At 66.7% G+C, this 26529-nt stretch carries 24 protein-coding genes and 1 pseudogene; 20 read left to right on the top strand and 5 right to left on the bottom strand.

Going from position 1 to position 26529, the window contains the following annotated elements:
• Window positions 1–388: pseudogene (locus JWM94_RS14700) on the top strand (2-nitropropane dioxygenase); the annotation flags it as partial.
• Window positions 389–394: 6 nt separating this feature from the next.
• On the opposite strand, the gene JWM94_RS14695 reads toward JWM94_RS14700, so the two are convergent.
• Window positions 395–1360, bottom strand: coding sequence for a hypothetical protein (locus tag JWM94_RS14695; RefSeq protein ID WP_299428673.1), 966 nt, complete (start codon window positions 1358–1360; stop codon window positions 395–397).
• Window positions 1360–1701, bottom strand: a complete 342-nt coding sequence (locus tag JWM94_RS14690; protein WP_299428670.1) for a PadR family transcriptional regulator — start codon at window positions 1699–1701, stop codon at window positions 1360–1362. Before JWM94_RS14690 ends, JWM94_RS14695 begins: the two co-directional genes overlap by 1 nt.
• A 165-nt stretch (window positions 1702–1866) precedes the next feature.
• Here JWM94_RS14690 and JWM94_RS14685 point away from each other — a divergent pair, with 165 nt between their 5' ends.
• The 10 genes from JWM94_RS14685 (at window position 1867) to JWM94_RS14640 (ending at window position 12244) form a co-directional block, all read left to right on the top strand.
• On the top strand, window positions 1867–2460 hold the full coding sequence (locus tag JWM94_RS14685) for a hypothetical protein (RefSeq protein WP_299428667.1): 594 nt from the start codon (window positions 1867–1869) through the stop codon (window positions 2458–2460).
• An 11-nt stretch (window positions 2461–2471) separates the two neighbouring features.
• Window positions 2472–3053: a YdeI family protein gene (locus tag JWM94_RS14680; protein WP_299428664.1), complete on the top strand. Its 582-nt coding sequence runs from the start codon at window positions 2472–2474 to the stop codon at window positions 3051–3053.
• A gap of 68 nt (window positions 3054–3121) precedes the next feature.
• On the top strand, window positions 3122–3814 hold the full coding sequence (locus JWM94_RS14675; RefSeq protein ID WP_299428661.1) for a hypothetical protein: 693 nt from the start codon (window positions 3122–3124) through the stop codon (window positions 3812–3814).
• Window positions 3815–3925: 111 nt separating this feature from the next.
• The gene (locus JWM94_RS14670; protein ID WP_299428658.1) at window positions 3926–4483 is read left to right on the top strand and encodes a hypothetical protein; all 558 of its coding nucleotides are present in this window, start codon (window positions 3926–3928) and stop codon (window positions 4481–4483) included.
• Window positions 4484–4537: 54 nt separating this feature from the next.
• Window positions 4538–6811, top strand: a complete 2274-nt coding sequence (gene ptsP / locus JWM94_RS14665) for a phosphoenolpyruvate--protein phosphotransferase (RefSeq protein WP_299428655.1) — start codon at window positions 4538–4540, stop codon at window positions 6809–6811.
• A gap of 112 nt (window positions 6812–6923) precedes the next feature.
• Window positions 6924–7868: a helix-turn-helix domain-containing protein gene (locus JWM94_RS14660; RefSeq protein WP_299428652.1), complete on the top strand. Its 945-nt coding sequence runs from the start codon at window positions 6924–6926 to the stop codon at window positions 7866–7868.
• A 65-nt stretch (window positions 7869–7933) separates the two neighbouring features.
• Entirely contained in the window at window positions 7934–8878 is a 945-nt protein-coding gene (locus JWM94_RS14655; protein WP_299428649.1) for a tetratricopeptide repeat protein, read from the top strand.
• Window positions 8856–9827 (top strand): tRNA lysidine(34) synthetase TilS, encoded by a 972-nt coding sequence (gene tilS / locus JWM94_RS14650; RefSeq protein WP_299428646.1) that lies wholly within the window; start codon window positions 8856–8858, stop codon window positions 9825–9827. The genes JWM94_RS14655 and tilS overlap by 23 nt, the downstream gene beginning before the upstream one ends.
• Window positions 9828–9896: 69 nt before the next feature.
• Window positions 9897–11861, top strand: coding sequence for an ATP-dependent zinc metalloprotease FtsH (gene ftsH, locus JWM94_RS14645; RefSeq protein ID WP_299428643.1), 1965 nt, complete (start codon window positions 9897–9899; stop codon window positions 11859–11861).
• The gene (locus tag JWM94_RS14640; RefSeq protein WP_299428640.1) at window positions 11858–12244 is read left to right on the top strand and encodes a hypothetical protein; all 387 of its coding nucleotides are present in this window, start codon (window positions 11858–11860) and stop codon (window positions 12242–12244) included. Before ftsH ends, JWM94_RS14640 begins: the two co-directional genes overlap by 4 nt.
• Window positions 12245–12260: 16 nt before the next feature.
• Here JWM94_RS14640 and JWM94_RS14635 read toward each other — a convergent pair whose 3' ends face one another.
• Window positions 12261–14378: an AsmA family protein gene (locus tag JWM94_RS14635; RefSeq protein WP_299428637.1), complete on the bottom strand. Its 2118-nt coding sequence runs from the start codon at window positions 14376–14378 to the stop codon at window positions 12261–12263.
• A gap of 154 nt (window positions 14379–14532) precedes the next feature.
• On the opposite strand from JWM94_RS14635, the gene rpmI reads away from it, so the two are divergent.
• The 9 genes from rpmI to JWM94_RS14590 all read left to right on the top strand — a co-directional run bounded on the left by rpmI (window position 14533) and on the right by JWM94_RS14590 (window position 22724).
• A complete protein-coding gene (gene rpmI / locus JWM94_RS14630; RefSeq protein WP_293990388.1) occupies window positions 14533–14736 on the top strand; it encodes a 50S ribosomal protein L35 in 204 nt (67 codons plus the stop codon).
• Window positions 14737–14750: 14 nt separating this feature from the next.
• Window positions 14751–15116: a 50S ribosomal protein L20 gene (gene rplT / locus JWM94_RS14625; RefSeq protein ID WP_299428633.1), complete on the top strand. Its 366-nt coding sequence runs from the start codon at window positions 14751–14753 to the stop codon at window positions 15114–15116.
• Between the two features lie 76 nt (window positions 15117–15192).
• Window positions 15193–15654 carry a GNAT family N-acetyltransferase gene (locus JWM94_RS14620; RefSeq protein WP_299428629.1) on the top strand — a complete coding sequence of 154 codons (462 nt, stop codon included), beginning with the start codon at window positions 15193–15195 and terminating at the stop codon, window positions 15652–15654.
• Window positions 15648–16808 carry a phenylalanine--tRNA ligase subunit alpha gene (gene pheS / locus JWM94_RS14615; protein ID WP_299428626.1) on the top strand — a complete coding sequence of 387 codons (1161 nt, stop codon included), beginning with the start codon at window positions 15648–15650 and terminating at the stop codon, window positions 16806–16808. Before JWM94_RS14620 ends, pheS begins: the two co-directional genes overlap by 7 nt.
• Window positions 16805–19210, top strand: coding sequence for a phenylalanine--tRNA ligase subunit beta (gene pheT / locus JWM94_RS14610; RefSeq protein ID WP_299428623.1), 2406 nt, complete (start codon window positions 16805–16807; stop codon window positions 19208–19210). Before pheS ends, pheT begins: the two co-directional genes overlap by 4 nt.
• 26 nt (window positions 19211–19236) lie before the next feature.
• Window positions 19237–19650 (top strand): VOC family protein, encoded by a 414-nt coding sequence (locus JWM94_RS14605; RefSeq protein WP_299428620.1) that lies wholly within the window; start codon window positions 19237–19239, stop codon window positions 19648–19650.
• Window positions 19623–20507 carry an aldose 1-epimerase family protein gene (locus JWM94_RS14600; RefSeq protein WP_299428617.1) on the top strand — a complete coding sequence of 295 codons (885 nt, stop codon included), beginning with the start codon at window positions 19623–19625 and terminating at the stop codon, window positions 20505–20507. The genes JWM94_RS14605 and JWM94_RS14600 overlap by 28 nt, the downstream gene beginning before the upstream one ends.
• A 52-nt stretch (window positions 20508–20559) precedes the next feature.
• A complete protein-coding gene (locus JWM94_RS14595) occupies window positions 20560–20997 on the top strand; it encodes a hypothetical protein (RefSeq protein WP_299428614.1) in 438 nt (145 codons plus the stop codon).
• Between the two features lie 197 nt (window positions 20998–21194).
• Window positions 21195–22724, top strand: coding sequence for a peptide chain release factor 3 (locus tag JWM94_RS14590; RefSeq protein WP_299428611.1), 1530 nt, complete (start codon window positions 21195–21197; stop codon window positions 22722–22724).
• Window positions 22725–22731: 7 nt separating this feature from the next.
• On the opposite strand, the gene JWM94_RS14585 is transcribed toward JWM94_RS14590, so the two are convergent.
• Both JWM94_RS14585 and JWM94_RS14580 read right to left on the bottom strand, forming a co-directional pair.
• A complete protein-coding gene (locus JWM94_RS14585) occupies window positions 22732–23997 on the bottom strand; it encodes an MFS transporter (protein ID WP_299428608.1) in 1266 nt (421 codons plus the stop codon).
• Between the two features lie 69 nt (window positions 23998–24066).
• A complete protein-coding gene (locus tag JWM94_RS14580; protein ID WP_299428605.1) occupies window positions 24067–26442 on the bottom strand; it encodes a TonB-dependent receptor in 2376 nt (791 codons plus the stop codon).
• Window positions 26443–26529: the final 87 nt, after the last annotated feature.

Here is a 26529-nt window from a genome sequence, read left to right as displayed (position 1 = left end):
CGAAAGCATCGCGCATCCGAATTTCAAGAAAGCCTTCTTCCGCGCAGGCGCGCGCGATGCGGTCGCCAGCGTCCAAGTCGATCCGCGCCTGCCGGTCATCCCGGTGCGCGCGCTGAAGAATGCCGGTGGCGAGCTGTTCACCGCCAAGCAGCGCGAAGTCGCGCAGCTGCTCGACGAGGGCAAGGTCGAGATGATGGAGGCGCAGCTCCAGATCGAGCATTACTGGGCAGGCGCTCTCCGCCGCGCGGTGATCGACGGCGATGTCGAGCATGGCAGCCTGATGGCCGGCCAGTCGGTCGGGATGGTTACCAGGGAAGAGCCGGTCGCCGAGATCATCGCGCAATTGATGGCCGAGGCCGCGCACGCGCTGGAGAAGCGCGCGGCATGAACTTGGTCAGCGGCGGCCGGCGTAGAGCCGCCACAATTCCTTCGCGCATTGCAGCGCCCAGATCACGCCGATCACGATGATGGCGTAGTGGATGCCCAGGTTGGTGCTGCGGTCGATATCGGCGAGCTGGTCGGCGGGCATCGTCGCCGACGTCGCGGTCAGCCAATGGCCGGCCTGATAGATCAGCGCGAGCAGCGCCAGCCCGCCGGCGGCGGTCGCCACGCTCAGCACCGCGCGCGCCAGCTTCCAGCGCGGACGCAGCCACTGGATGAGATTGAAGACCAGCCGCGCGACCATCAGCGCGAGGATCGGCACCCACAGATCGGTCCAGACCGGCGCGGGCGTCAGTGTCAGGCCCTCGACGTCGGTGTAGGCCAGCGGGACGTGGATCAGCCCGACCCACCACAGGATGAAGGCGATCCCGACCGCGACTTGGAACACCGACTCCCACGCGCTCTGCGGCTTGACCTTGAAATCCTTGAGGTCGGGCAGCTCCTCCGGGCTCCATTGCTCGAGATATTCGGTCAGCCAGCCGGTGCGTTCGAGCACCACGAAGATCAACGTGACCAGCCCGGCATTGGCGAGCAGCGACCACCATCCGCTGGTCAGGACATGGACCAGCGCGCGCACGATCGAGTGCCCGCCGGAAATCGCGTTGATGACGCCCGTCACGACCATCACCGCCGCGCAGATCGCCAGTACGACCTTGAGCGAGAACCAGTAGAACGGGAACAGGTCGGGCCCGATCAGCGATTGCTGCGTGCCATAGCGCGCGGCGACGACCAACGGGTGGCCGAACTCGCGCAACAAGGCGCTGATCTCCTTCTCGTCAAGCGGACGGCCGAGCGATTCCTCGCGGTCCTCGACTCGGCTGGCGATTACGTCGCGCAGCTCGGCGATGACGTCGTCGGCATTGACACCGCGCGGCAAGTTCCAGCGGATCGCGGTCAGATAACGGTCGATGAGGTCCATCATTGATCCTTTTCGGTGAGGCGCAGGATCGATTCGGAAATCGAATTCCATTCGCCGAGCAGTTGCGCGAGCGTCTCCACGCCGACGGAGGAAAGCCGGTAGAAGCGCTTCGTGCGCTTGGCGTCCTCGCGCCATTCGCTGGTCAGCAAACCTTGCGTTTCGAGCCGGCGGAGCAGCGGGTAGAGCGCGCCTTCGTCGATCGGCAGCCCGGCATCCTCCAGGCTCTGGCGCAGCGTGTAGCCGTAGCGTTCCTGGCGCAGCGCGCCGAGCACCGCGAGCACAAGCGACCCGCGGCGAAGCTCGATTCGCATTTTTTCGAACAGGTCATCGTCGACGGCCAAGGCTGTGTCTCACATGGTGTATGACATACACTGTATGATGCACAGTAGTTACCGAGTCAAGCCCTCTTCGGATCGCGCTGGACCGTCGCGAAACGGCGCACTACCAAGTCGCCGAAGCCCGGCGTCGATCGGGCAACGGTCGCCTAACTCTAGGTGGAGCGTCCAATGAGAATGACGGTGAGTTTCGCGGCGATGACTGCCGCATGTGGTCTGTTGTCGGCGTGTGGCGGCGCAAGCGCCGGTGGCAACGCGAATGCCCCGACGCCGGCCGATGCCGCGGGCGGTGGCGGCGATGCACTGGTCGGCGGCTGGACCGAGGCCGATGCCTGCAAGACGCTCGACCAGGGCGTGGTCGCCGCGGTTGCGGGGCAAGCGGTGACCAAGGCCGAAACCAAGATGAACCACCAGGCCGACGGCGACGATCCGGTATCGCGGTCGCAATGCCATTATCTGCTCGCCGACGGGCGCACCGTGATCCTGTCGACGCGCGTCGAGATGCCTGTCGATAACACCGACGGCCCTGCCAAGTTCGAAGCGCAAGAAAAGTCGATGAACATGGTGCCCGAAGCGGTCGCGGGGGTCGGCCGCGGCGCCTATTGGACGCCGGGCGACATGCCGCACCTCGATTTCTGGCTGGGCAAGCATCAGACCGCGTTCTTCCAGTTCAAGGGCGATGCCAGCACGATCACGCTCAAGAAAGGCGACGAAGCCTGGGCCAAGGATCTCGCGATCAAGCTGTCGCACAAGATCGGCGGCTGAGCGCGGCACGCATGCAAACCGAACGCGGCGGGCTGCCGATCCTTTCCTTCCCCGACCTTGCGGCGTGGGAAGAATGGCTCGCCGCCCAGCCGCGTTCGGCATCCGGCCTGTGGCTCAAGCTCGCGAAGGCGGGGAACGCCGAGTCGACGCTGACCAAGGCGCAGGCGATCGACGGCGCGCTGTGCCATGGCTGGATCGACGGGCAGATCGACAAATATGACGACGCCTGGTTCCTCACCCGCTTCACCCCGCGCAAGCGCGCCAGCAAATGGTCCGAGAAGAACCGGACGCGCGCGGATGAATTGCTGGCGCAAGGTCGCGTGTCGGTAGCGGGTCGCGCCGCAATCGATGCAGCGAAGGCCGATGGCCGCTGGGACGCCGCTTATGCCCCCGCCTCGGCCGCAACCGAGCCCGCCGACCTCAAGGCCGCGCTCGACGCCAACGCCAGGGCGCGCGCGTTCTTCGACACGCTGACCGGCGCTAATCGCTACGCGATCCTCTACCGCGTCCAGACCGCGAAAAAGCCCGAAACCCGCGCCGCACGGATCGCCAAATTCGTCGCGATGTGCGCAGCACACGAGACGCTCCACTAAGACGGCTTACCCGATCTTAACCGTCCTGCGCCCACAACCGCTTTGCCGGGGGGCAAGGGAGGTTCGACGTGTCGCACCCGGTCCGTTTCTCGATTCCGCTGCTTCTGATCGTGTCGGCGTGCAGTTCGACGCCGAAGCCGGTCGCCTCAGTCGCACCGCCTCCGCCAGTTGCCGTTGCAATCGTTCCGATGCCGACGGGCGCGAGCCCCGGCATGGCGGTTCCGGCGATGCTCGCCGACGGCAGCTATCCAACGCCCAACCGTAACCTGTCGCCGGCGGCAGCCACCTGGCACCTCCGCGCCGCGCTCAACGTCGCGGCGCTGGCGTGCCGCGGCCCGCTCGGTGATGCGATCGCGGCGCGGTACAACACCGCGATCCGCGCGCATGCGCCGGTGCTCGCGCATGCCGAATCGCGATTCGCCGAAGAATTCCGTGCGGTCGGCGGCGACTGGCGCAATCGCTATGACGGCGAGATGACGAAGCTCTACAATTTCTTCGCGCTCGCCCCGGTCCGCGCCGATTTCTGCGCCACCGCCGACCGCGTGCTCGACGAGATGACGAGCGTCGCGCCCGCTGCGCTGCCCGGGTTCGCGCAAGCGCACATGGCGGCGATCGACCGCCCATTCACCGATTTCTACCGCGCCTACGATGCGTGGCGAAACCAGCGGTCAACCGCGACACTGGCGATGGCTGCGGCAACGAGCACTGGGCCGCGCGTCCCGTACCTGAAGGTCGATCCGGCGGTCTTCCGCCTGCCCTGACACGAACGTCGTAAATGACGAATTCACATCGCTTTTGAAGGAGTTGTTCGCCGAGTCGGGGTGACCATCCGCTCACGTCACGCGGGGTGACGTATCGAGGGGGTTGTAACCATGCGTATTCTCTATGCCTTAGCGCCTGTCGCCTTGTTCGCGGGGGCGCCCGCCGCCGCGCAAACGTTCAAGCCGGCGGTCGTCACCACCAACATTTCGCCGCTCGAAAGCCTGTGGCACATGCGCGCCGCGTTGAACGTCGCCGCACTCGGTTGCCGCGACGCCGACGAAGGGTCGACGGTCGCTGCCTATAATCAGCTGATCCGCAATCAGGGCACCCAGCTCGCCGCCGCGAGCGCCGCCGTCGCCGCGCACTACAAGGCGCAATACGGCACCGCGTGGCAGGACGCGCTCGATCGCGACATGACCAAGCTGTATAACTATTTCGCTCAGCCCACCGCGCAGGGCGAGTTCTGCAACACCGCCAAGGCGGTGCTGGCGCAAGTCGCAACGGTCGACCCGGCTAGGCTGACCGACTTCGCGGTCGAAGAGCTGCCCGCGCTCGAAGCGCCGTTCTGGAGCCCGTCGGACGCGCAAGTCGCCGCCGAACCCGCGCCCAATGCGGTGGTGGCGATCGCCGCCGCGGTGCCGGTCGCGCCAAGCGATTTCGAACGCTGAGGAATTGGGCGGCGGCGATAGCGCCGCCGCCGCCGATCTGTTAGCGGATCGGGCATGGCCGTCACCGCCGCCGCCTCTGCCCGCGAGATCCTCGTCAACCTCCATGAGGTGATGGCCGCGCGGTCGAGCCCGCAGGCCAAGCTCGACGCCGTCGTCCGCATCATCGGCGAGGCGTTAGATAGCGAGGTCTGCTCGATCTACCTGCTGCGCGAGGGGCTGCTCGAACTCTACGCGACCAAGGGCCTCGACCAGGCCGCGGTCCACGTCACCAAACTCGCGCCCGGCGAAGGGCTAGTCGGCACGATCGCGCAGAATGTCGAGACGCTCAACCTCGACGAAGCCGCGTCGCACCCCGATTTCGCCTATCGCCCCGAAACCGGCGAGGACGAGTTCCACAGCTTCGCCGGCGTCCCGATCATCCGCCGCGAGCGCGCGATCGGCGTGCTCGCGGTCCAGCACGTCGACCCACACAAATACGAAGACGTCGAGATCGAAGCGCTGCAGACCGTTGCGATGGTGCTGAGCGAGCTGATCGCCAGCGCCGGGCTCGCCGACCAGCGCGACGCCGCATCGCGGCCGCAGTCGACCGCGGCGGTCCGGCTCGATGGGCTCAAGCTGGTCGAGGGGATGGGAGTCGGCCACGCGGTGTATCACCAGCCGCGCATCACGATTGAGCATACCGTCGCCGAGGATACCGAGGCGGAACGGCACAGGGTCTACGCCGCGTTCGACAAGATGCGCGAGCAGATCGACCGCATGGCGGACCGCGCCGAGTTCGGCGTCGGTGGCGAGCATGACGAAGTGCTCTCGATGTACAAAATGTTCGCGTATGACGAGGGCTGGAGCCGCCGCATCAACGAAGCGATCGACTCTGGGCTCACCGCCGAGGCGGCGATCGAGCGGGTCCAGCAGCGCACCCGGATGCGGATGCGCCAGATCGGCGACCCGTTGCTCCAGGACCGGATGCATGACCTGGAGGATCTTTCCAACCGGCTGCTCCGCATCGTGTCTGGCCAGATGGGCACCGCGGCGCAATTCGGGCTCCGCCAGGACACGATCCTTATCGCGCGGAATCTGGGGCCGGCCGAACTGCTCGAATATGACCGGCGGCGGCTGAAGGGCGTGATCCTGGAGGAGGGGTCGCTGACCGCGCACGTCATCATCGTCGCACGGGCAATGGGCGTACCGGTGCTCGGCCGCGTCCGCAGCGTGCGCCAGCATGTCGGCGAAGGCGACCAGCTGTTGCTCGACGTCACTGGCAACGGATCGGCGCTGGTCCGTCCGTCGGCGGCGATGGAAGAGGCGTTCGACGCCAAGTTGCTGCTGCGCCAGAAACGCCGCGCAGTCTTTGCCGCGTTACGCGACGAAGCGCCGATCACCCGGGACGGCGTACGACTGACGGTGATGTGCAATGCGGGGCTGCGCGACGACGTCGCCGCACTCGATGTGACCGGCGCCGACGGGATCGGGCTGTTCCGCACCGAATTTCAGTTCCTCGTGTCGGCGACCTTGCCGCAACGCGAGCGCCAGTTGCGGCTGTACAAGGACGTGCTCGAAGCGGCCGGCGACAAGCCGGTGGTCTTCCGCACCGTCGATATCGGCGGCGACAAGGCGCTGCCGTATCTCAATACGCACGACGAGGACGAGGAAAACCCGGCGATGGGCTGGCGCGCGCTGCGGCTCGCGCTCGAACGCGGCGGATTGATGAAGGCGCAGGCGCGCGCGCTGATCGAAGCCGCCGGGGGCCGCACGCTCAACGTCATGTTCCCGATGGTCAGCGAGCCGTGGGAGTTCGACGAGGCGAAGGCGATCTTCGAGACGCAGAAGGCGTGGCTCGGCGGGCGGGGCAAAAGGTTGCCGAACGACATCCGCTACGGCGCGATGCTCGAAGTCCCGGCGCTCGCCGAGCAACTCGATCTGCTGCTGCCCAATGTCCAATTCCTGTCGGTCGGCACCAACGACCTCACCCAATTCCTGTTCGCCGCCGACCGCGCCAACCCCAAGCTGGCCGAGCGCTACGACTGGCTGAGCCCGTCGATCCTGCGGTTCCTCAAGCGAGTCGTCGCGCCGTGCCGCGACGCCGGGGTCGACCTGGCGGTGTGCGGCGAAATGGGCGGGCGGCCGCTCGAGGCGATGGCGCTGGTCGGGCTCGGTATCGAACGATTGTCGATCACCCCCGCCGCCGTCGGCCCGATCAAGGCGATGGTGCGCAGCCTCGATCGCGGCGCGATCGCCGCCGAGATGGACCGCTTGCTGTCGGCCCCGATCCGCGACGTGCGCGGCCACCTGATCGGCTGGGCCGCCGAAAACGGGGTTGAGCTCGCCTGAATCGGCGACGGACCGCATCGACGGGGCGTTGACACGCGGCAAGGCTTTGGCCGACAGCCGTCCACAGGCAGCGGGCCATTCGGGTCGCACCTCCCCGTTGCCGGAGAGCGATATGGACGACGACCAGACAGCCGAGCAGGAATCGCTCTTTCCCAAGAGCACCGGCGACAAACTGCGCGAGGCGCGCGAGAGGCTGGGGCTGACACTGGCCGACATCGCCGCCAGCACACGTGTGCCGATGCGCCATCTCGAGGCGATCGAGCTGGGCGATTATAGCGGCCTGCCATCGTCGACCTATGCGATCGGTTTCGCCAAGGCCTACGCGCGAGCCGTCGGACTCGACGAAAAGGCGATCGGACTGGAAGTACGCGGCAACCCGCATCTGCCGGCCGCGCCAACCACCGTCTATGAACCGTATCAACCGCGCGATGGCAAAAGCCTGCCGTCGCGCGGCGTCGCGTTGGTCGCGGGCGCGATCGCGGTACTGCTGCTGATCGTTGTTGCCATCTGGTACAGCACCAGCCTGTTCCGCGGATCGAGCGACGCCCCTCTTGCCATCCCGTCCGACAACAGCATCGCCGCCGCGCCCGAACCGACACCGGCGCCGGTCGGCGGCGGGCAAGTGACGCTGACCGCGACCGAGGGCGTGTGGCTCAAGATCTACGACGCGAGCGGCAAGACGTTGCTCGAAAAGATCCTGGCGCAGGGCGAACGCTACGACGTGCCCGCCGATGCCAACAATCCGATGATCGTCACTGGCCGCCCCGACCAGATCCAGGTCACGATCAATGGGTCGGTCGTCGCACCGCTCGGCAGTGGCAAGCTGGCGATCAAGGACGTGCCGATCAGCGCCGCCGCGCTCCAGGCGCGCGGGACCGAGACCGCGGCGCCGGCGCCGGCCTCGACGCCGAGCCCGGCCGACGCCTCGTCCGTGCCGCCCGCGTTCCGGCCGACCCCGCGCCCGACCGAGCGCCCGACGCCCCGGCCGACGCCGAGCGCCGCCGCCGTCCCCGACGCGCTGTCACCGCCCGTCACCGCGCCAACCTCGACGCCGTGATCGCAGTGGCGCGGCGCCGCGATCCGCGATAGATTGCCGGTCGACGGGATATTTCGGGGATGGGTATGCGTAAGCTAGTATTGATGGCGGTGATCGCGGGCGGGCTGGTCGTTGCCGCGCCGGTCGATGCGCAGAATGCCGGTGCGTCGCTCGACGCGCGGGTGACGCAGGTCGAAAAGCGGCTCAATACCGTAGAGCGCGTGCTGTCGCGCACATCCGGCGGCGCGCCGATGGTACAGCCCGATATCGGCCCGCCGGACGGATCGGTGGCGGCGGCCGGCACACCCGCGACCGCCCCGCTCACCGACTTGCAGGCGCGCGTCGCGAGCGTCGAGGGTGAAGTCAGCGGCCTCACCAACCGAGTCGAGACCGCCGAGCACCGGCTGCAGCAACTCGACATGGATTTCGCCGCGTACAAGAAGGCAACCGATGCCCGGCTGCGCGCGTTGGAAGATGGCCGCGCAACCGCCGATGCCCCGGCGGCGCTCTCCGACGGACCAGCGCCGGTTAGGCCGGCGAGGCCCGCGGCGACGACGCCCAAGCCGGCGGCCGCCGCCGATCCGGGCCGCGCCGATCGCCTCGCCGCCGTCCCCAAGCCGACCGGCGCCGATGCCCCCGACAAGGGCACCTATGCCTATAATTACGGTTATCGGCTGTGGAAGGCCGGGCTGTATCCCGAGGCCGAGGCGCAGTTCGACAAATATGCCACGCGCTTTCCCAAGCACCGCCTGGTCAGCCGCGCGCAGAACGTGCTCGGGCTGGTCTATCTCGACGATGGCAAGCCCAAGGAAGCGGCGGAGATTTTCTACACCAATTATTCGAAACTTCCCGACGGCGACCGCGCGTCCGACAGCCTGCTCAACCTGGCTAGGGCGCTGACCGCGCTCAAGCGCCCGGCGGCCGATGTCTGCCAGGTCTATAAGGAACTCGGCGACGTCTATGGCGACAAGCTGACCCCCGCGCAGCGCGCCGACGCCGATAAGGGCCGTGCCACCTACAAGTGCAAATGAGCTGAGCCGCGCGGCGGTCGCGCGGTTCGCGCGCGACCTCGCCGCGCTGGCCGAGCCCAATGCGCGCGTGCTGGTCGCGGTGTCGGGCGGTCCCGACAGTCTCGCGCTGTTGCTGCTGGCGCACGCGGCGCTGGGCGATCGCTGCCACGCGGCGACGGTCGATCACGGGCTGCGGCCCGAAGCGGCCGATGAAGCGGCGTGGATCGCCGATCTATGCGCCACGCGCGGGATCGACCACGCGATCCTCCGCGCGCCCTTGCCCGACCGCGCCGGCCGCACCGCCAATCTGTCGGCCCGCGCGCGCGCGCTGCGCTATCGCTTGCTCGAGCGACATGCCGACGCAATCGGCGCCGACCTGATCGCGACCGCGCATCACGCCGACGATCAGCTCGAAACCTTGATCATGCGGCTCAACCGCGGTGCGGGGCTCGCGGGGCTGGCCGGGGTGCGCGTCAGGGGCGGGCGGATCATCCGCCCGTTGCTCGGCTGGCGGCACGCCGAGCTTGTCGCTTTGGTCGCGGAGCAGGGCATCGCCGCGATCGACGACCCGAGCAACGTCAGCGACCGGTTCGATCGCGCGCGGTTGCGCAAGGCGCTCGCCGGGATCGACTGGCTCGACGTCGACCGCGTCGGCGCCAGCGCCGCCGCGCTGGGCGATGCCGAGGATGCGATCGCGTGGATGGTGCGCCGGCTGGAGGCCGAATTGTGCCTTCACGAAGCCGACGGTTCGACGCTCCGCATCGACGATGTGCCGTTCGAACTGCGGCGGCGGCTGCTCGAACGGTGCGTCGCGCGGTTCGACCCCGGCGCCGAATTACGCGGCGGCGCGGTCGCCGACGCGGTGCGGACGCTCGATTCGAAGCGCTCGACGATGCTCGGCAATGTCCTGTGCGAACCGCGCGGCCCTGAATGGCGCTTTTCGCCGGCCCCGCCGCGCCGAACGCCCTGACCATCGTTGTTCCATTGCCATTAAGGCTTCTCGGCTTATCTTGTGCGTCACGAAAGGTAATCCGCGACCATGAACGAGAACGACAAGCAGCCCGGGCCCGACGGCGGCGGCAATAACTGGATGAAGAACCTGGTCGTCTGGGTCGGCATCCTGGTCGCGCTGGCGTTGCTGGTGACGGTGCTGGGCGACCGCGCGGCAACCCCGCCGGGCACGACCCTGTCCTATTCTGCGTTCCTCAACCAGGTGAAGGAAGGCAAGGTCAGCAAGGTCGAGATCGCCGGCACGGTGGTCAACGGCACGTTCGCCGACGCCAAGACGTTTCGTACCAACCTGACCGCGGTGCCCGATCCCCAGCTCATCCCGATGCTGACCGCGGCCAATGTCGATGTCGTCGCCAAGCCCGAGGAGACGGCGTCGATCTGGCAATATCTGCTGGTTCAGTCGCTGCCGTTCGTGCTGTTCATCGGCCTCGGCTATTTCGTGCTGCGCCAGATGCAGAAATCGTCCGGCTCGGGCGCGATGGGATTCGGCAAGAGCCGCGCGAAGATGCTGACCGAAAAGCACGGCAAGGTGACCTTCGACGACGTCGCCGGGATCGATGAGGCGCGCGAGGAATTGCAGGAGATCGTCGAGTTCCTAAAGGACCCGACCAAGTTCGCCCGCCTCGGCGGCAAGATCCCCAAGGGCGCATTGCTGGTCGGATCGCCCGGCACCGGCAAGACGCTGCTCGCCCGCGCGATCGCCGGCGAAGCGGGCGTGCCGTTCTTCACCATCTCCGGCTCGGACTTCGTCGAGATGTTCGTCGGTGTCGGTGCGTCCCGTGTGCGCGACATGTTCGAGCAGGCGAAGAAATCGGCACCGTGCATCGTCTTCATCGACGAGATCGACGCGGTCGGCCGCCATCGCGGCGCTGGCCTCGGCAACGGCAACGACGAGCGCGAGCAGACGCTCAACCAGCTGCTGGTCGAAATGGACGGGTTCGAGGCGAACGAAGGCATCATCATCATCGCCGCGACCAACCGCCCCGACGTGCTCGACCCCGCGCTGCTGCGCCCGGGCCGGTTCGATCGCCGCGTGACCGTGCCGCTGCCCGATATCGAGGGCCGCGTGCAGATCCTCCAGGTTCACATGAAGAAGGTGCCGCTGGCGCCCGACGTCGATGCGCGCACGCTCGCGCGCGGCACGCCGGGCATGTCGGGCGCCGACCTCGCCAATCTCGTCAACGAAGCGGCGCTGATGGCGGCGCGGCTCGGCAAGCGGCTCGTCGCGATGGCGCAGTTCGAGCTCGCCAAGGACCGCGTGATCATGGGTACCGAATGGAAATCGCTCGTCATGACGCCCGAGGAAAAGCGCATGACCGCATACCACGAGGCCGGCCACGCGCTCGTCAATATCCACGAGCCGGCGTCGAATCCGATCCACAAGGCGACGATCATTCCGCGCGGCGGCGCGCTGGGCATGGTCGTGTCGCTGCCCGAGCGCGACAGCTATTCGTATCACCGCGACAAGATGTACGCCGATCTCGCCATCGCGATGGGCGGGCGCGTCGCCGAGGAGCAGATTTTCGGCTTCGACAAGGTGTCGAGCGGCGCATCGGGCGACATCAAGCAAGCGACCAAGCTGGCGCGCGCGATGGTGATGCGCTGGGGCATGTCGAACAAGCTCGGCCCGCTCGAATATGAAGAAGAGCAGGGCGAGACCTTCCTCGGCTATTCGCAGACGCAGCGGCACAATATGTCGAACGAGACTGCCCTGCTGATCGACAGCGAGATTCGCGGCCTGGTCGATGACGGCCACAAGCGCGCGACCCAGGTGCTGAAGGACAATATCGACCAGCTCCACGCGATCGCCGCCGCGCTGCTCGAGTTCGAGACGATCACCGGGGACGAGATCAAGCGGTTGGTGGCGGGTGAGGATATCGGTCGTCCCGATCCGGGTTCACAGGCGCCCGCGCTCCCCGCCGGCGGCACCTCGATCCCCAAGACCAAGCGCCCCAACGGCCCGTTCGGCAACCCGGCACCCGCCGGCGCGTGAGGATCACGTCGGGGCGGGTCGCCGTCATGCTCGCCGGCGCGACGCTGATCGCGCTTCCCGCCGCCGCGCAGGCGATGGATGTCGCGACCTTCCTCGCCAAGGCATCGGCGCTGCAGGCCAAGGGCATCTTCGCGGTGGGGTCGCCCGACATTGCGTTGCTGAAGAACGAAGTGGTCGGCGCGGCCAATGCCTATCGCGCGGACATTGCTGCCGATGCCGCGGCGAAACGCCGCCCGCGCGCCTGCCCGCCGCCGCGCGACAAGTCGCCGGTGAAATCGAACGACATCATCGCGTCGTTCCAGGCCATTCCGGCGGCGCAGCGCGGGATCAGCGTCAAGGCGGCGTTCTATCGCTTCATGGACAAGCGCTTCCCCTGCCGCTGACGGCTGGCGCGGCCGGTCAGAAGACGCCGAGGAACTTCTTCTTCTGCTTCTTCTTGTCGGCGGGGGGCTCCTTCCCGCTTTCCGATTTCGCGGTGGTACCGTTGCCGACATCGTCGCGCGGCTTGCCGCCCTTGGTGCGCATCGCCGCGGCGTGAGCGCCAGCCAGGATCGGGCCGCATTGCGCGCCCTTGGCGTCACCCACATCGACGAACGCCAGCACCGCCGCAACCGGGCTGGCGACGATCGCCAAGCCGATCCCGACCCCCGCCCGTTCGACCAGTTGCGGGCTGATCACGTCGATCCCGGGCTTCGCGAAATAGCCTTTCAGCCCGACCGGTGACTGGCCCGAGAAGAACGAGAATTTCTTGCCGTCGGCGCGAAACGCCATGTCGAGACCCTCGTTCTTGAAGCTGAACCCACCGCGCCCGAGGATCACGTTCTTTTTCGTGTCGATGATGATCGGGTCGGCCGCGCCGATCCCGTCGCGCACGGTGAAGCCGATCAGCCCGCAATTGATCTGCACCGGCTCCTTCAGTTTATGTTCGAACATCTTTTGCACGAAGGTGCCGATGTCGAGCTCGGAGAGCTGGACGTTGCGCGTCCAGAAGCTGCCGCTCGGCATGATGAACGCGATCCGCCCGCTGGATGTGGCCAGCGAATCGTGGATCGTGTCGCCGCGCCCTTTCAGCTGGATGCGGCCCCTGATCGTCCCCGTCGTACCCGATTCGTCGACCCCGTACCCCGCGAGCAAACGCCCCATCGGCGTCGGCGACAGCCGGATATCGTAGCTGTCGACCGCCGGTCGCGCGCGGGTGTCGAAGATCAGGTCCGACGCGACGTTGCCGCGCGCCATCGCGAAGGTCAGCGGCGACAGCGCGAGCCGGCCATGGTCGAGCGCCAAGGTCAGGTCGACGTTCGAGATCGGCACGTTGCGCGACTTGATGTCGCCGATCGTCCATTTGAGCCCGGCATCGAAATTCTGCATCGCCGCCACCGGCAGCGACGCGTCGGGCAGGATGCGTTGCGGCGCGGCGCCCGTCGCCGCGGCGGCGGCAATCGCGCCGCGCGACGCGACGATGTCGGGATTGTAGCCGATGAACGGCGCAGCATCGACGATATCGAGGCTGCGCGTCGCCAGCACCGAATCGAGCCGCACGCGATCGCCGGTGGTAACGGTCAGCCGCCCGGCGAGATCGCTGTTGCCGAATCGGCCCGCCATGTGCGTGAAGCGATACTCCTCGCCATCCTTCACCAATTGCGCGCGGAGCGAATAATCGCGCGTGTTGGGCAGCACGACCCCGATGATGCCGAGCAGTTCGGCCAGGTTGCGCCCCTGCGCCCGCGTCCGCAACGGTACGTTTTCGATGTCGGCCAACGACGGCAAGGTGCCCACGACATCGATCACGTTGTTCGCCGCCCAGGCGCGCAGCGTCAGCTTGTTCTCGCCGTTGTTGGCCGTCGCGTCGGGCGACAGCAATTGCGCGGTCACGCGAAACGGCGTCTCGCGGATCTGCCCGGTGCCGTGCAGCCCGACCGCCTTCCCGATCCGTTTGTCGACCGCGGTGATCGTATCGATCTGGAGGTCGGCGAGCAGTTGCAGCCGCGAATCGAGATAGCGCAGGTTGGTCCCTGCCACGGTCGCACGGTCGATGCGCGGCAGCTCGAACGGCTTGCCGCCGGTCTTGGCGAAGGTCCAGGTGTTGGTGGTGTGCGCGGCATTCCATTCGAGATCGACCGCGCCGCCGGTCAGGTCGAGCCAATAGAAGCGCTTCTTGCCGAAGATCAGGCTGAGCGGCGAAATCCGCGTGTCGATCTTCTGCGCCTGGAACAGGTTCGGCCGCGTCGCCCAGGCGGGGTTCGCGACCGACAGCCCCTCGGCGTAGAATTCGATCTGGAGCGGTGCGAAATAGAGCTGGAAATCGCCGCGCACCTTGACCTCGCGGCCAGCCATCTTGCCCGCGATGCTTTCGAACGGGTGCTTCAGGAAGCGGCCCTTGGTGATGTACAGCACCAGCCAGACGATGAAGAGCGTGGCGACCACGCCGATCACGACGTTGCGCGCGATCCGCCATGGCCTGGTGAGCGGGAAAAACCCGGCGCGTGTGGCTGGTGCTGGCGAAGCGATAGTTTCCATCGCGCAATGAATCGCGCCAGGGCGGGCAAAGGTTGCATTTCGCGGGACACGCGGTTATGCGCGCCAGCTTCTCGCAAGCGATGCGTGGAAAACGGTCCGGCCAGTGTGGGCTGCCGCGTCCGTTCGAGCGTCGCTTCCATTCGAAAGGACCAAAATGCCCAAGCTCAAGACCAAGAGCGGCGTGAAGAAGCGCTTCAAGCTCACCGCGAGCGGGATGCTCAAGCACGGCGTTGCCGGCAAGCGTCACCGCCTCATCAGCCACAACAGCAAGTATATCCGCCAAAATCGCGGGACCAAGGTCCTGTCGAAGGCCGACACCGCCACGGTGAAGGCCTGGGCGCCGTACGGCCTGAGCTGAGGAGCTAGAGAGACATGGCACGCGTCAAACGGGGTGTAACCACCCGCGCCAAGCACAAGAACATCCTCGAACAGGCCAAGGGCTATCGCGGTCGTCGCAAGAACACGATCCGCATCGCCCGCCAGGCCGTCGAGAAAGCCGGGCAATACGCCTATCGCGACCGCAAGGTGAAGAAGCGGACCTTCCGCGGCCTGTGGATCCAGCGCATCAACGCCGGCGTCCGCGCCGAGGGCCTGACCTATTCGCAGTTCATGCACGGGCTGAAGCTCGCCGGCGTCGAACTCGACCGGAAGGTCCTGGCCGACATCGCGATGCACGAAGGTGCCGCGTTTAGCGCCATCATCGCACAGGCGAAGGCGGCTCTGCCCCAGGCCGCCTGAAGCGACCTGTAGCGAGCGAAAGACACGGGGCGTCGGTGGCAACACCGGCGCCCCTTTCGTTTCTGAGGATACCGAGATGCACCTTCTCCCGATGACCGACGCGCATTTCGCCTGGCTGATGGGCGAGGCCCCGCCCCCGGCGGACGCGCCGCGCGTGGCGGAGGGCGGACTGGCGCCGCCCGAAATCGTCGACCTGCTGCGCGGCGTCGCGAGCGAAGTCGGCGGCGATGCGGCGTGGATGATGGTCGCGGACGGCGAGGGCGTCGGAATGATCAGTATCAAGGAGCGCGACGCGAAAGGGCGCTGGGACATCGGCTACGGCGTCGCGCCGAGCCGCGAAGGACGTGGGTACGCCAGCGCCGCGGTCGCCGCGTTGAAAGACAAGGCCAAGGCGCAAGGCGCGACCGGCTTGACCGCCGAGACCTTGCCGGACAGTGGAGCCTCGCCGACAGTGCTCCGGCGCAACGGCTTTGCGTGTATCGGCCAATTCGATCATCCGGAGGACGGCATCGTGGATCAGTGGGTGGTGGAATGGTGACCGATATCGCGAGCATGCGGGCCGATTTGCTGGCGCAGATCGACGCGGCGGCAACGCCCGAGGTGATCGAGGCGGTGCGCGTCGCCGCGCTTGGCAAATCGGGCAGCGTGACCGGCCTGCTCAAGACGCTCGGCGCGATGACGCCCGAGCAGCGCCAAGCCGAAGGCCCGCGCATCCATGGCTTGCGCGAGGCGGTCACCGAGGCGCTGACCGCGCGCAAGTCCGGGCTGGAGCGTGCCGCGCTCGACACGCGCCTCGCGACTGAGACGCTCGACATGACGCTCCCCGTCGACGTGCCCCCCACCGGCACGATCCACCCGGTCAGTCAGGTGATGGACGAGCTCGCCGAAATCTTCGCCGATCTCGGCTTCGCGGTCGCGACCGGTCCGGAGATCGAGAACGACTGGTACAATTTCACCGCGCTCAACATCCCCGAAACGCATCCGGCGCGTGCGATGCACGACACCTTCTATCTTGAGGAACCGAGAGCGGCCGGCGGCGGGCAAAGCCCGCCGTCCGACGGCGACGGCTTTGCCGACGCCGCGGCCCGCGCGGAGCGTATGGTGCTCCGCACGCACACCAGCCCGGTGCAGATCCGCGCGATGCAGGCGGCGGGCGGCGACAAGCCGATCCGCATCATCGCGCCGGGGCGCACCTATCGCTCCGACAGCGACGCCACGCACACCCCGATGTTCCACCAGGTCGAGGGGCTGGTGATCGACAAGGGCATCACGCTCGGCCACCTCAAATGGACGCTCGAGACCTTCCTGAAGGCATTCTTCGAGCGCGACGACATCGTGCTGCGGCTGCGCCCGAGCTACTTCCCCTTCACCGAGCCGTCGGCGGAGGTCGATGTCGGTTACTCCATGGTCAACGGCAAGCGCGTGATCGGCGGGTCGGGCGGCGGCAATGGCGGCGGCTGGATGGAAGTGCTCGGCAGCGGGATGGTCCACCGCAAGGTGATCGCGGCGGGTGGCTACGACCCCGACGAATGGCAGGGCTTCGCGTTCGGCTGCGGGATCGATCGCCTCGCGATGCTCAAATACGGGATGGACGATCTGCGCGCATTCTTCGACGGCGATGTGCGCTGGCTCAAGCATTACGGCTTTTCGGGGCTCGACGTACCCACGCTCAGCGGGGGAGTGGGCGCATGAAGTTCACGCTCGGCTGGCTCAAGGAGCATCTCGACACCTCGGCCGACCTCGACGCGGTGACCGAGGCGCTGACGCGCATCGGCCTCGAGGTCGAAGGCGTCGAGAATCCGGGCGAGCGGCTCGCCGGGTTCAAGGTCGCGCGTGTGCTGACCGCCGAACGCCATCCGCAGGCCGATAAGCTGCAGGTGCTGACCGTCGATGCCGGCGACGGCCAGCCGTTGCAGGTCGTGTGCGGTGCGCCCAATGCGCGTGCTGGGATGATCGGTGTGCTTGGCACACCCGGTGCGATCGTTCCGGCCAACGGCATGGAACTCAAGGTTTCGGCGATCCGCGGGGTCGAATCGAACGGGATGATGTGCTCGACGCGCGAGCTGGAACTGGGCGAGGACCATGATGGCATCGTCGAGCTTCCCGCCGATGCGGTCATCGGCACGCCGTTCGCCGACTATGCCGGGCTGAATGACCCGGTGATCGACGTCGCGATCACCCCCAATCGCCAGGATTGCATGGGCGTGCGCGGTATCGCGCGCGATCTCGCGGCGGCGGGGCTGGGCAGCCTCAAACCGCTGGCGCAGGTCTATCGCAGCGACACGATCGCGCCCATCGCGGGCGAAGGCCCCGGGCCCGCCGTGCGCACCGACGATCCCGCGGGCTGCCCCGCGTTCTACGCGCAGGAAGTGCGCGGCGTGACCAACAAGGCCGCGCCGGAGTGGATGCAGCGGATGCTCACCGCGATCGGGCAAAAGCCGATCTCGGCGCTGGTCGACATTACCAATTTCATCTCGGTCGATCTCGGCCGGCCGCTGCACGTCTACGACAAGGCCAAGCTCACGGGCGGGCTGGCGGCGCGCAAGGCGAAGGACGGCGAGCAAGTGCTCGCGCTGAACGGCAAGACCTACATGCTCGACAGCTCGATGACGGTGATCGCCGACGACGTGGCGGTCCACGATATCGGCGGCGTGATGGGCGGCGAGCATTCGGGCGTGTCTGATTCGACCGCCGACGTGATCATCGAATGCGCCTATTTCGACCCCGACCATATCGCGCGCACCGGCCAGAAGCTGCAACTGACCAGCGACGCGCGCCAGCGGTTCGAGCGCGGGGTCGACCCGGCGTTCCTCGACGACGGGCTGGCGATCGCGACGAAACTGGTGCTCGACCATTGCGGTGGCACCGCGAGCGGCGTGACGCGCGCCGGCAGCCCGCCGCTCGCGCCGCGCGCCGTTCGGTACGATACGAAGCTCGCCGAAACGCTTGGAGGCCTTGCGGTTGCCGAGGATCGCCAGCGCGACATCCTGACCCGGCTCGGGTTCGCGGTCGGCCCAGGGTCAAGCCCGGGGCAGGCTTGGACCGTCACGATTCCGACCTGGCGCCGCGACATCGACGGCCCCGCCGATCTGGTCGAGGAAGTCATCCGCATCGAGGGGATCGACAACGTCCCCGCCGTGCCGCTGCCGCGCATTCCCGGCGTCGCCAAGCCGACCGCGACGCCCGAGCAGAAGCTCGAGCGCAAGCTCCGCCGCGTGGCGGCTGCGCGTGGGCTGGACGAGGCGGTGACGTGGAGCTTCATCAGCGACACGCAGGCGCGAGCGTTCGGCGGCGGCGCGTGGAGCCTCGCCAACCCGATCAGCGAAGACCTCAAGGTCATGCGCCCTTCGCTGCTGCCCGGCCTGCTCGCGGCGACGGCGCGCAATGCCAATCGCGGCGCGACCGGCGTTCGGCTGTTCGAACTGGGCCGCCGCTACCTCGCCGATGGCGCCAAATCCAAAGAGCGCCCGACACTCGGCGTGGTGCTGGCAGGCGACAAGCGACAGCGCAGCTGGCAGGCGGGCAAGGCCGTGCCCTACGACGCGTTCGATGCGAAAGCCGAAGCGCTCGCGTTGCTCGCGGCGGCGGGCGCACCCCTCGATAATCTGCAAGTCATGGGCGCGGCGGGCGAGACATGGCACCCCGGCCAGTCGGGCACGCTGCGGCTCGGCCCAAAGACCGTGCTCGCGGCGTTCGGCATGCTCCACCCGCTGACCGCGAAGGCGTTCGACCTCGACAGCCCCGTGGCAGCGGTCGAACTCTATCTCGACGCGATCCCCGGAAAACGTAGCAGCGGCTTCATGCGCCCCGCCTTTGCACCGCCCGCATTGCAGGCGGTCAAGCGCGACTTCGCCTTTACCGTCCCCGCCGATTTGACCGCCGACGCGCTGACCCGCGCGGTCAGGGGCGCCGACAAAGCCGCGATCGCCGCCGCGCGCGTGTTCGACGTGTTCGAGCGCGACGGCGTGCGATCAATGGCGGTCGAGGTTACGCTGCAACCCCGCGACAAGAGCTTCAACGATGCCGAGTTGAAGGCGATAGCCGACCAAGTCGTCTTCGCCATGGCGAAGCTGGGCGCGACGCTGAGGACATAGCGAGCGACACCGTACGGGAGGAAGAGATGGCGCTGACGGGTGCGACGGTACTGCTCCAGGTATTCGACATGAACGCCGCCATCGCCTTTTATCGCGATCAATTGAGCTTCGCATTGGTCGATTCCTCGCCGCCGGTGGAAGCGACGGAAGGGCATTATTCGCATTGGTGCTGGCTGCGCCGTGACGCCGCCGACCTGATGCTCAACACCGCCTATGATGCCGATGAGCGCCCGGCGACGCGCGACGCCGGACGCTGGACCGGGCATCGCGACACCTGTGTCTATTTCGGGTGCGATGATACCGATGCTCTATGGGTGGAATTGAGCGCCAAGGGCATTGCCTGCGCTCGCCCGCATGACACACCTTACGGCATGCGCCAGCTCTATATTACCGATCTCGACGGTTATGGCCTGTGCTTTCAGCATCCGGTGCGCCGTTGATTGCGATCGGCGGCGAGCGGCTGACCGCCGCGATCAACCCGCTCGGCGCGGAACTCACCTCGCTTAAGGACGCCGATGGCCGCGAGCTGATGACCGATGCCGATCCGGCATTCTGGACCGGGCACGCGCCAATCCTGTTTCCGATCGTCGGACGGCTCAACGGCGATGTTTTGCGGCTCGACGGGCGCGAATACGCGATGAAACAGCACGGTTTCGCGCGACGGCAAATGTTCGAGGTCGTCGCGCAGGATGCCGCGAGCGCGACGTTCCGGCTGATCGCCAACGACGAAACGCGCGCGAGCTATCCGTTCGATTTCGTGCTCGATATCGGGTTCGCAATTACCGGCGCGACGCTTGAGATTGCGGTGACGATCGCCAACCGCGGCGTCGCGCCGATGCCGGCGAGTTTCGGCTTCCACCCCGCTTTTGCCTGCCCGCTGCCCTATGGCGAGCCGCGTGCGGATCATCGCATCGCATTTGCCGACGACGAGCCGGGGCCGATCAAGCGGCTCGCCGACGGCTTGATCGCCGGCGACCGACCGTCACCGCTCGACGGGCGCACATTGCATCTCACCGACGCCTTGTTCTCGGACGACGCGCTGATTTGGGATTCGCTGCGTTCGCGCAGCGTCAGCTACAGCGCGCCGAGTGGCCCGAGCCTGCGGATCGCTTTCCCCGACACGCCATACCTCGGCGTCTGGACCAAGCCGGGCGCGCGGTTCGTCTGCATCGAGCCGTGGCACGGCCATGCCGACCCCGTCGGCTTCACCGGCGACTTCCGCGACAAGCCTGGGATATTCACCGTCGCGCCCGGCAGCCAACGGCAGTGTGCAATGGCGATCACGCTCCAGCGCTGACCCTTGCCTCGCGGCAGCGGCGCGCCATATTCTCGCCCAAGGGGATTTTCCGATGATGCTTGGTGCATTGCTAGGATTGTGGCTGGCCCTTTGGGTTGCCTCGGACACACCGATCGGGCGGACGCTGCAGCACTGGATGGTCGAGCGTCCCGCCGCGCGCCTGTCGCGGATTTCGCGCGGGCAAGTCCTCCTGATTCTCACATTGACCGGCGTCGCGGTGGCGCTGATCTGGCTGCTCGAAAACGACGGGCGGATGTTGATCGCGATGGGCTTGCCCGATGTGCTGAGTCTGGCGGTGGCGATCGACGCGGCGTCGCTGCTCGATCTCGCGCTGGTTGCGGTAATCGCTGTCTCGACGATCCGCGTCCGGGCGGTCGTGAACTGGCTCCGTCCCCGCGCCACGCGCCGCCCCCGCGCGCGGAGCATTCGCGTCCGGCGCGCCCGCCCGCCTGCTAATGACGACGAGGAGCGACCGGCGCTGGCCGCCTAGGGTCTGTACTCACTTGCAACGCGGATCGTGATCGCGCTCCTTGCTTCTTGCCTGACACCAAAATCGGCTCCGTCACGCCCGTGTTACAAGTGAATACAGACCCTCAACGCTTGCAATGTTGGGTTTCGCCTGACAGGCGACCCTCGCCGCAACGTCGCATGTGCGATATGGGCGACTTTAGTGAATTTGCAGAACCCATGACCCCATCCGACCGCCGCACCTTCGCGATCATTTCCCACCCCGACGCCGGCAAGACCACGCTGACCGAGAAGCTGCTGTACTTCGGCGGCGCGATCCATCTCGCCGGCGAGGTCAAGGCGCGGGGGCAGAACCGGCGCGCGCGATCGGACTGGATGAAGATCGAACAGCAGCGCGGCATCTCCGTCACCTCATCGGTGATGACGTTCGAGCGCGACGGAATCACCTTCAACCTGCTCGACACGCCGGGGCACGAGGACTTTTCCGAAGACACCTACCGCACGCTGACCGCGGTCGATTCGGCGGTGATGGTGATCGACGCCGCGCGCGGGATCGAGGCGCAGACGCGCAAGCTGTTCGAAGTGTGCCGGCTACGCTCGGTGCCGATCATCACCTTCGTCAACAAGGTCGACCGCGAAGGCCGCAGCGCGTTCGATTTGCTCGACGAAATCGCCGACGTGCTCGCGCTCGACGTGTGTCCGATGAGTTGGCCGGTCGGGATGGGCGGGCAGTTTCAGGGCGTGCTCAACCTGGTCGACAACACGATCGCCCGCCCCGAGGGCGACAGCCGGACGTTCCAGGGCAAGGTCGAGGCGGACCCCGAGCTCCCCGGCGAGATCGCCGACGAAATCGAGTTGGCGCAAGGCGGCTATGCCTCGTTCGATACCAAGGCCTACCGCAACGGCGACCTGACCCCGGTCTATTTCGGGTCGGCGCTCAAGGATTTCGGGGTGGCCGAACTGATCGCAGCGCTCGCCGACTACGCCCCGCCGCCGCGCGCGCAGCCCGCCGAGCCGGCGCCGGTATCGCCCGACAACCCCGAAGTCACCGGCTTCATCTTCAAGGTCCAGGCCAACATGGATCCCAACCATCGCGACCGCATCGCGTTCATGCGGCTGTGCTCGGGCACCTTCAAGCGCGGGATGAAGCTCATCCCGAGCGGGTCGGGCAAGCCGCTCGCCATCCACTCTCCGATCCTGTTCTTCGCGCAGAACCGCGAAGTGGCCGACGAGGCGTTCCCGGGCGATATCATCGGCATCCCCAATCATGGCACCCTGCGCGTCGGCGACACGCTGAGCGAGCGCGCCGACGTGCGCTTCACCGGGCTGCCCAATTTCGCCCCCGAAATCCTGCGGCGGGTTGCCTTGAAAGACCCGACCAAGACCAAGCAGCTTCGCAAGGCACTCGACGACATGGCCGAAGAAGGCGTGACGCAGGTCTTCTATCCCGAAATCGGCGCCAACTGGATCGTCGGCGTGGTCGGGCAGTTGCAGCTCGAAGTGCTGATCAGCCGCCTCGAAGCCGAATATAAGGTCGCCGCGGGCCTGGAGATGGCCCCGTTCGAAACCGCGCGCTGGATCTCCGCCGACGACGCGGCCGACCTCAAGGCGTTCTCCGACCTCAACCGATCGGCGATGGCCAAGGACCGCGACGGCAACCCGGTCTATATGGCGAAGACCGCGTGGGATGTCGGCTACGTCGCCGACCGCTATCCCAAGGTGCGCTTCGCCGCGACACGCGAGCGTTAGGAACCTGTTAGTCGGTCGCCTCGACCCAGCCGCGCTTGAGCGGCTTGATCGCCAGGAATGCGAGCACGGCCGCGACCAGGTACAGGCACACCCCCACCATCGCCGCGATCCCCAGCGACTGATCGCCATATTGCGCTTTCAACGCCACCGACAGCGTGCCCATCAGCAACGGCCCCAGCCCCAGCCCCAGCAGATTGTTGACGAACAGGAACGTCCCCGACGTTCCCGCGCGCATCTCCGACGGTGCGAGGTGCTGAACCGCGGTGATGATCGGCCCCAGCCACAGCGTATTGAGCGCGTTGGGGATCAGCAGGATGAACCAGGCGAGCACCGGGTCGCCGGTGCGGAAGCCGATAATGAACATCGGTGCGGTGATCAGCCAGGCGATGGCGGGCACGCGCGGGTACCAGGCGCGGTCGGTCTTCCCCAGCCGGTCGGACACGACGCCCCCCAGGAAGATACCGACCGATCCGCCGATCAGCAGCAGCCCCCCCATGAACCAGCCGACGTTCGTCAGCTGCGCTGGCGCGGTCCAGCCGAACTGGACGGCAATGATCTTGGGCGCCCACAAGGCGAGGCCGTACCCTGCCATCGAGCTGCACCCCGCGCTGATCGACAGCAGCCAATAAGCCGGCTTCTTCATCAGCAGCGGCACGACGAGGAAAGGCGACGGCGCCCCCTTGATCGCGACGGTGGGGGGATAGCGGTCGCGGACCAGCCACAGGAACACCGGCGCGACCAGAATGCCGGCCACCCCCATGACGATGAACGCCGCCTGCCAGTTGATGTACTTGGCGATATACGCGCCGAGGAGCACGCCCGCCCCCAGCCCGATCGGGATGCCCATCGAATAGATGCCGACGGCCCGCGCGCGCCGCTCGACCGGGAAATAGTCGGCGATCAGCGCGTAGGAGGGCGCGGCACCCCCCGCCTCGCCGACCCCGACACCCAGGCGATAGAGGAACAGCTGCCAGAACCCCGTTGCGGTGCCGCACAGCGCGGTGAACCCGCTCCACACCACCAGCGAGGCGGCAATTACCCGCGTCTTGCCCCAGCGATCGGCGGCTAGCGCCAGCGGGACGCCGAGCACCGAATAGAGGATCGCGAATGCCGTGCCCCCGATCGCGCCGAACTGCGCGTCGTTGAGATTGAGGCTAGCCTGGATCGGCTTGGCCAGAATGCCGAGAATCTGGCGGTCGAGGAAATTGAAGGTGTAGACGAGCAACAGCATCGCCAGCACCAGTCCGCGATAGCCCGGCCGCTCGGTACGCATCCTCGTCCCCTCAAAAAAAGAGGCCGGGCACGCGGTGCGTACCCGGCTCTCTTCCCCCTTATCAGTCGATCAGAATTTGAGCGAGAAGGTTCCGAACACCTGGCGCGGGTTGCCGTAGAACGCGGTGGCGATGCCTTCCTTGCCCAGGGTCGGGGTCACGCCGCCTGCGGGGGTATAGATGATCGCCCCGGTCGCCGCGTTCGCCGCCAGATACTGGTACCCGCCGATCTTGTAATGCACGTCGGTGATGTTCTTGGCGTGCACACCGATCGAGTAGCGGCCGTTCGACCCGAAGCTGTAGGTCAGATTGGCATCCCACAACGTATAGGCCGGCTGGTCGAGGAACGGGCTCGCCACCTCGAACTGGTGCGTCGTCGAGCGGTACGACACCGTGGTCGAGGCATTCACGCTGCCAGGTCCCACCGGCAAGTTGCCGGCGAGCGTTCCGGACAACGTCCATTTCGGGGTATTCTGGAACTGGCGGAACGCCGACACGTCGGTCCCGGTCGGGCCGATATAGCGCTTGTACTTGGGCTCGATATATCCCAGCGCGCCGGAGAAACTGACGTTCGATCCGGCACCCGCGAAACCGCGGGCCAGGACCGCGGTCGTCTCGAGCTCGATACCCTTGATGTCCGCCTTGGCGGCATTGGTGGTGATGCCGCAGAAGCTGGCGACGCCACCGATGATGCAGGCGACCGATCCGGGAATCTGCACGTTCGAGTAATCGGCATAGAAGCCGTCGAGCGCCCAGGTCAGCCGCTTGTCGAGTGCCGAACCCTTCCAGCCGATCTCATAGCTCTTCACCACCTCGGGCTTGAACGCGAGATAGTTGTAGATGTCCTGATAGGTACGGCCCGCCGCAGCATTGCTGATCGGCGCCGACGTGCCCGACCCGCGCGGATCGAACCCGCCGCCCTTGAAGCCTTCCGAATAGGATATGTAGAACAAATGGTCGGCAGTCGGCTTGAACGCCAACGACGCGCGCGGGGTGAAGCGCTTGAAGTTCGCCTCGCCGCGGAAGTTGGTCGATGGTGCGCCGAACGCAATGGGGTTGCCGCCGAAATCTGGCGACGCGCCAAAGTTCGGGCCGCCCAGATAATTCTGCTTGAAGATGAATGACTTGCGCTGATCCCACGTGTAGCGACCGCCGAGCGACAGGCTGAGCTGCGGGATGAAATCATAGGTGAAGTCGGCGAACACCGATGACGTTTCGGTGCGCACGTCACCCTTGGTATTGCCGTTCAGATTGGCGAGCGTCGTGTTGAGCAAGACGTCGAACGTCGTCGATGCCTTGGCGCCCAGATAATAGAAACCGACCAGGCCGTTCAGCTTGGGGCTCGAATAGAGCAGCTGGAATTCCTGGCTGGTCTGCTCGTTGCGATAGACCGCCGGCACGTCGACATCGACCGACGGTGTCGAATCGAAGTCGATCGGGGCAAAACTGCGATCCTTGCGCCATGCGCTGATGCTGCGCAGCGTGAACCCGCCGCCCAGCTTGGCGGTTACCGCCATCGACAGGCCGCCGGCCTGGATGTCCTGCTTGGGGAAATTGAGGCCGGCATTGGTGTCATAGACGTTCGACAACACCGGCGATCCGGTTAGCAGGCCCGCGAACATCCGATGCCCGCTGCGCGGCGCCGACTTGTCGTGGGTGTAATCGCCGGTGATGCGGACGAACAGCCCGCTGTCGGGCGTCTCGAACTCGATCGTGCCGCGCCCGGCCCAGATATTCTTGTTGTAATTGTCGATGCCCAAGGTGCGGTTGCGGCCGAACCCGTCGCGCGTCAGCCGCGCGCCCGACACGCCGACGCGGACCATCGATCCGATCGGCGTCGACAGGCTGACGATGCCGTCGGCTTGATTGTACGAACCATAAGCGCCGCGAACCGACGCCGAGAAATCGTCGGACAACCGCTTGGTCACATACTTGATCGCACCGCCGATCGTGTTGCGGCCATAGAGCGTGCCCTGCGGCCCGCGCAGTACTTCGATCCGCTCGACGTCATAGATATCGAGCACCGCGGCTTGCGGGCGATTGAGATAGACGTCGTCGAGATAGATGCCGATGCCCGCTTCGAACCCTGGAACGGGATCCTGCTGGCCGACGCCGCGGATGAAGGCGGCGAGCGTCGAGTTGGTCCCGCGCGCGTCCTTGATCGTAGTGTTCGGGCTGATCGCCTGAAGGTCGGTCAAATCGACCGCGCCGATTTTTTCCAGCTTGTCGCCGGTGATTGCGGTGACCGCGATCGGCACGTTGAGTAAGGTTTCCTCGCGGCGGCGCGCGGTAATGATGATGTCGCCCGACCCGCTATCGTCCTGCGCCTCGGTCGGCGCCGCTGCAGCGGGGGCGTCCTGTGCATAGGCCGGTGCGGCGAACAACGCGGTCAGTGCCGCGCCGGTATAGAGCGCCGCCTGAAGCTTGCGCGTGCGAGTGCCGATCATTGTAATCTCCCTCCCGAAACCGTTTATCGTCGCGCGGGCCAACGACCCGGTTGAACGCTTGTCGAAGCGGCGTATACTGAAACCTGA

Source organism: Sphingomonas bacterium (assembly GCF_028289855.1).
GTDB lineage: Bacteria > Pseudomonadota > Alphaproteobacteria > Sphingomonadales > Sphingomonadaceae > Sphingomonas.
This window is presented reverse-complemented; position numbering and strand designations above follow the sequence as displayed.

Bases quoted from the DNA above. Each gene is read 5' to 3' on its own strand.
- JWM94_RS14695 (WP_299428673.1), bottom strand. From the start codon at position 1,360: ATGGACCTCATCGACCGTTATCTGACCGCGATCCGCTGGAACTTGCCG.
- JWM94_RS14660 (WP_299428652.1), top strand. From the start codon at position 6,924: ATGGACGACGACCAGACAGCCGAGCAGGAATCGCTCTTTCCCAAGAGC.
- JWM94_RS14595 (WP_299428614.1), top strand. From the start codon at position 20,560: ATGATGCTTGGTGCATTGCTAGGATTGTGGCTGGCCCTTTGGGTTGCC.
- JWM94_RS14620 (WP_299428629.1), top strand. From the start codon at position 15,193: ATGCACCTTCTCCCGATGACCGACGCGCATTTCGCCTGGCTGATGGGC.
- JWM94_RS14655 (WP_299428649.1), top strand. From the start codon at position 7,934: ATGCGTAAGCTAGTATTGATGGCGGTGATCGCGGGCGGGCTGGTCGTT.
- rpmI (WP_293990388.1), top strand. From the start codon at position 14,533: ATGCCCAAGCTCAAGACCAAGAGCGGCGTGAAGAAGCGCTTCAAGCTC.
- pheT (WP_299428623.1), top strand. From the start codon at position 16,805: ATGAAGTTCACGCTCGGCTGGCTCAAGGAGCATCTCGACACCTCGGCC.
- JWM94_RS14590 (WP_299428611.1), top strand. From the start codon at position 21,195: ATGACCCCATCCGACCGCCGCACCTTCGCGATCATTTCCCACCCCGAC.
- JWM94_RS14635 (WP_299428637.1), bottom strand. From the start codon at position 14,378: ATGGAAACTATCGCTTCGCCAGCACCAGCCACACGCGCCGGGTTTTTC.
- ftsH (WP_299428643.1), top strand. From the start codon at position 9,897: ATGAACGAGAACGACAAGCAGCCCGGGCCCGACGGCGGCGGCAATAAC.
- pheS (WP_299428626.1), top strand. From the start codon at position 15,648: ATGGTGACCGATATCGCGAGCATGCGGGCCGATTTGCTGGCGCAGATC.
- rplT (WP_299428633.1), top strand. From the start codon at position 14,751: ATGGCACGCGTCAAACGGGGTGTAACCACCCGCGCCAAGCACAAGAAC.
- JWM94_RS14680 (WP_299428664.1), top strand. From the start codon at position 2,472: ATGCAAACCGAACGCGGCGGGCTGCCGATCCTTTCCTTCCCCGACCTT.
- JWM94_RS14580 (WP_299428605.1), bottom strand. From the start codon at position 26,442: ATGATCGGCACTCGCACGCGCAAGCTTCAGGCGGCGCTCTATACCGGC.
- JWM94_RS14670 (WP_299428658.1), top strand. From the start codon at position 3,926: ATGCGTATTCTCTATGCCTTAGCGCCTGTCGCCTTGTTCGCGGGGGCG.
- JWM94_RS14585 (WP_299428608.1), bottom strand. From the start codon at position 23,997: ATGCGTACCGAGCGGCCGGGCTATCGCGGACTGGTGCTGGCGATGCTG.
- JWM94_RS14685 (WP_299428667.1), top strand. From the start codon at position 1,867: ATGAGAATGACGGTGAGTTTCGCGGCGATGACTGCCGCATGTGGTCTG.
- ptsP (WP_299428655.1), top strand. From the start codon at position 4,538: ATGGCCGTCACCGCCGCCGCCTCTGCCCGCGAGATCCTCGTCAACCTC.
- JWM94_RS14605 (WP_299428620.1), top strand. From the start codon at position 19,237: ATGGCGCTGACGGGTGCGACGGTACTGCTCCAGGTATTCGACATGAAC.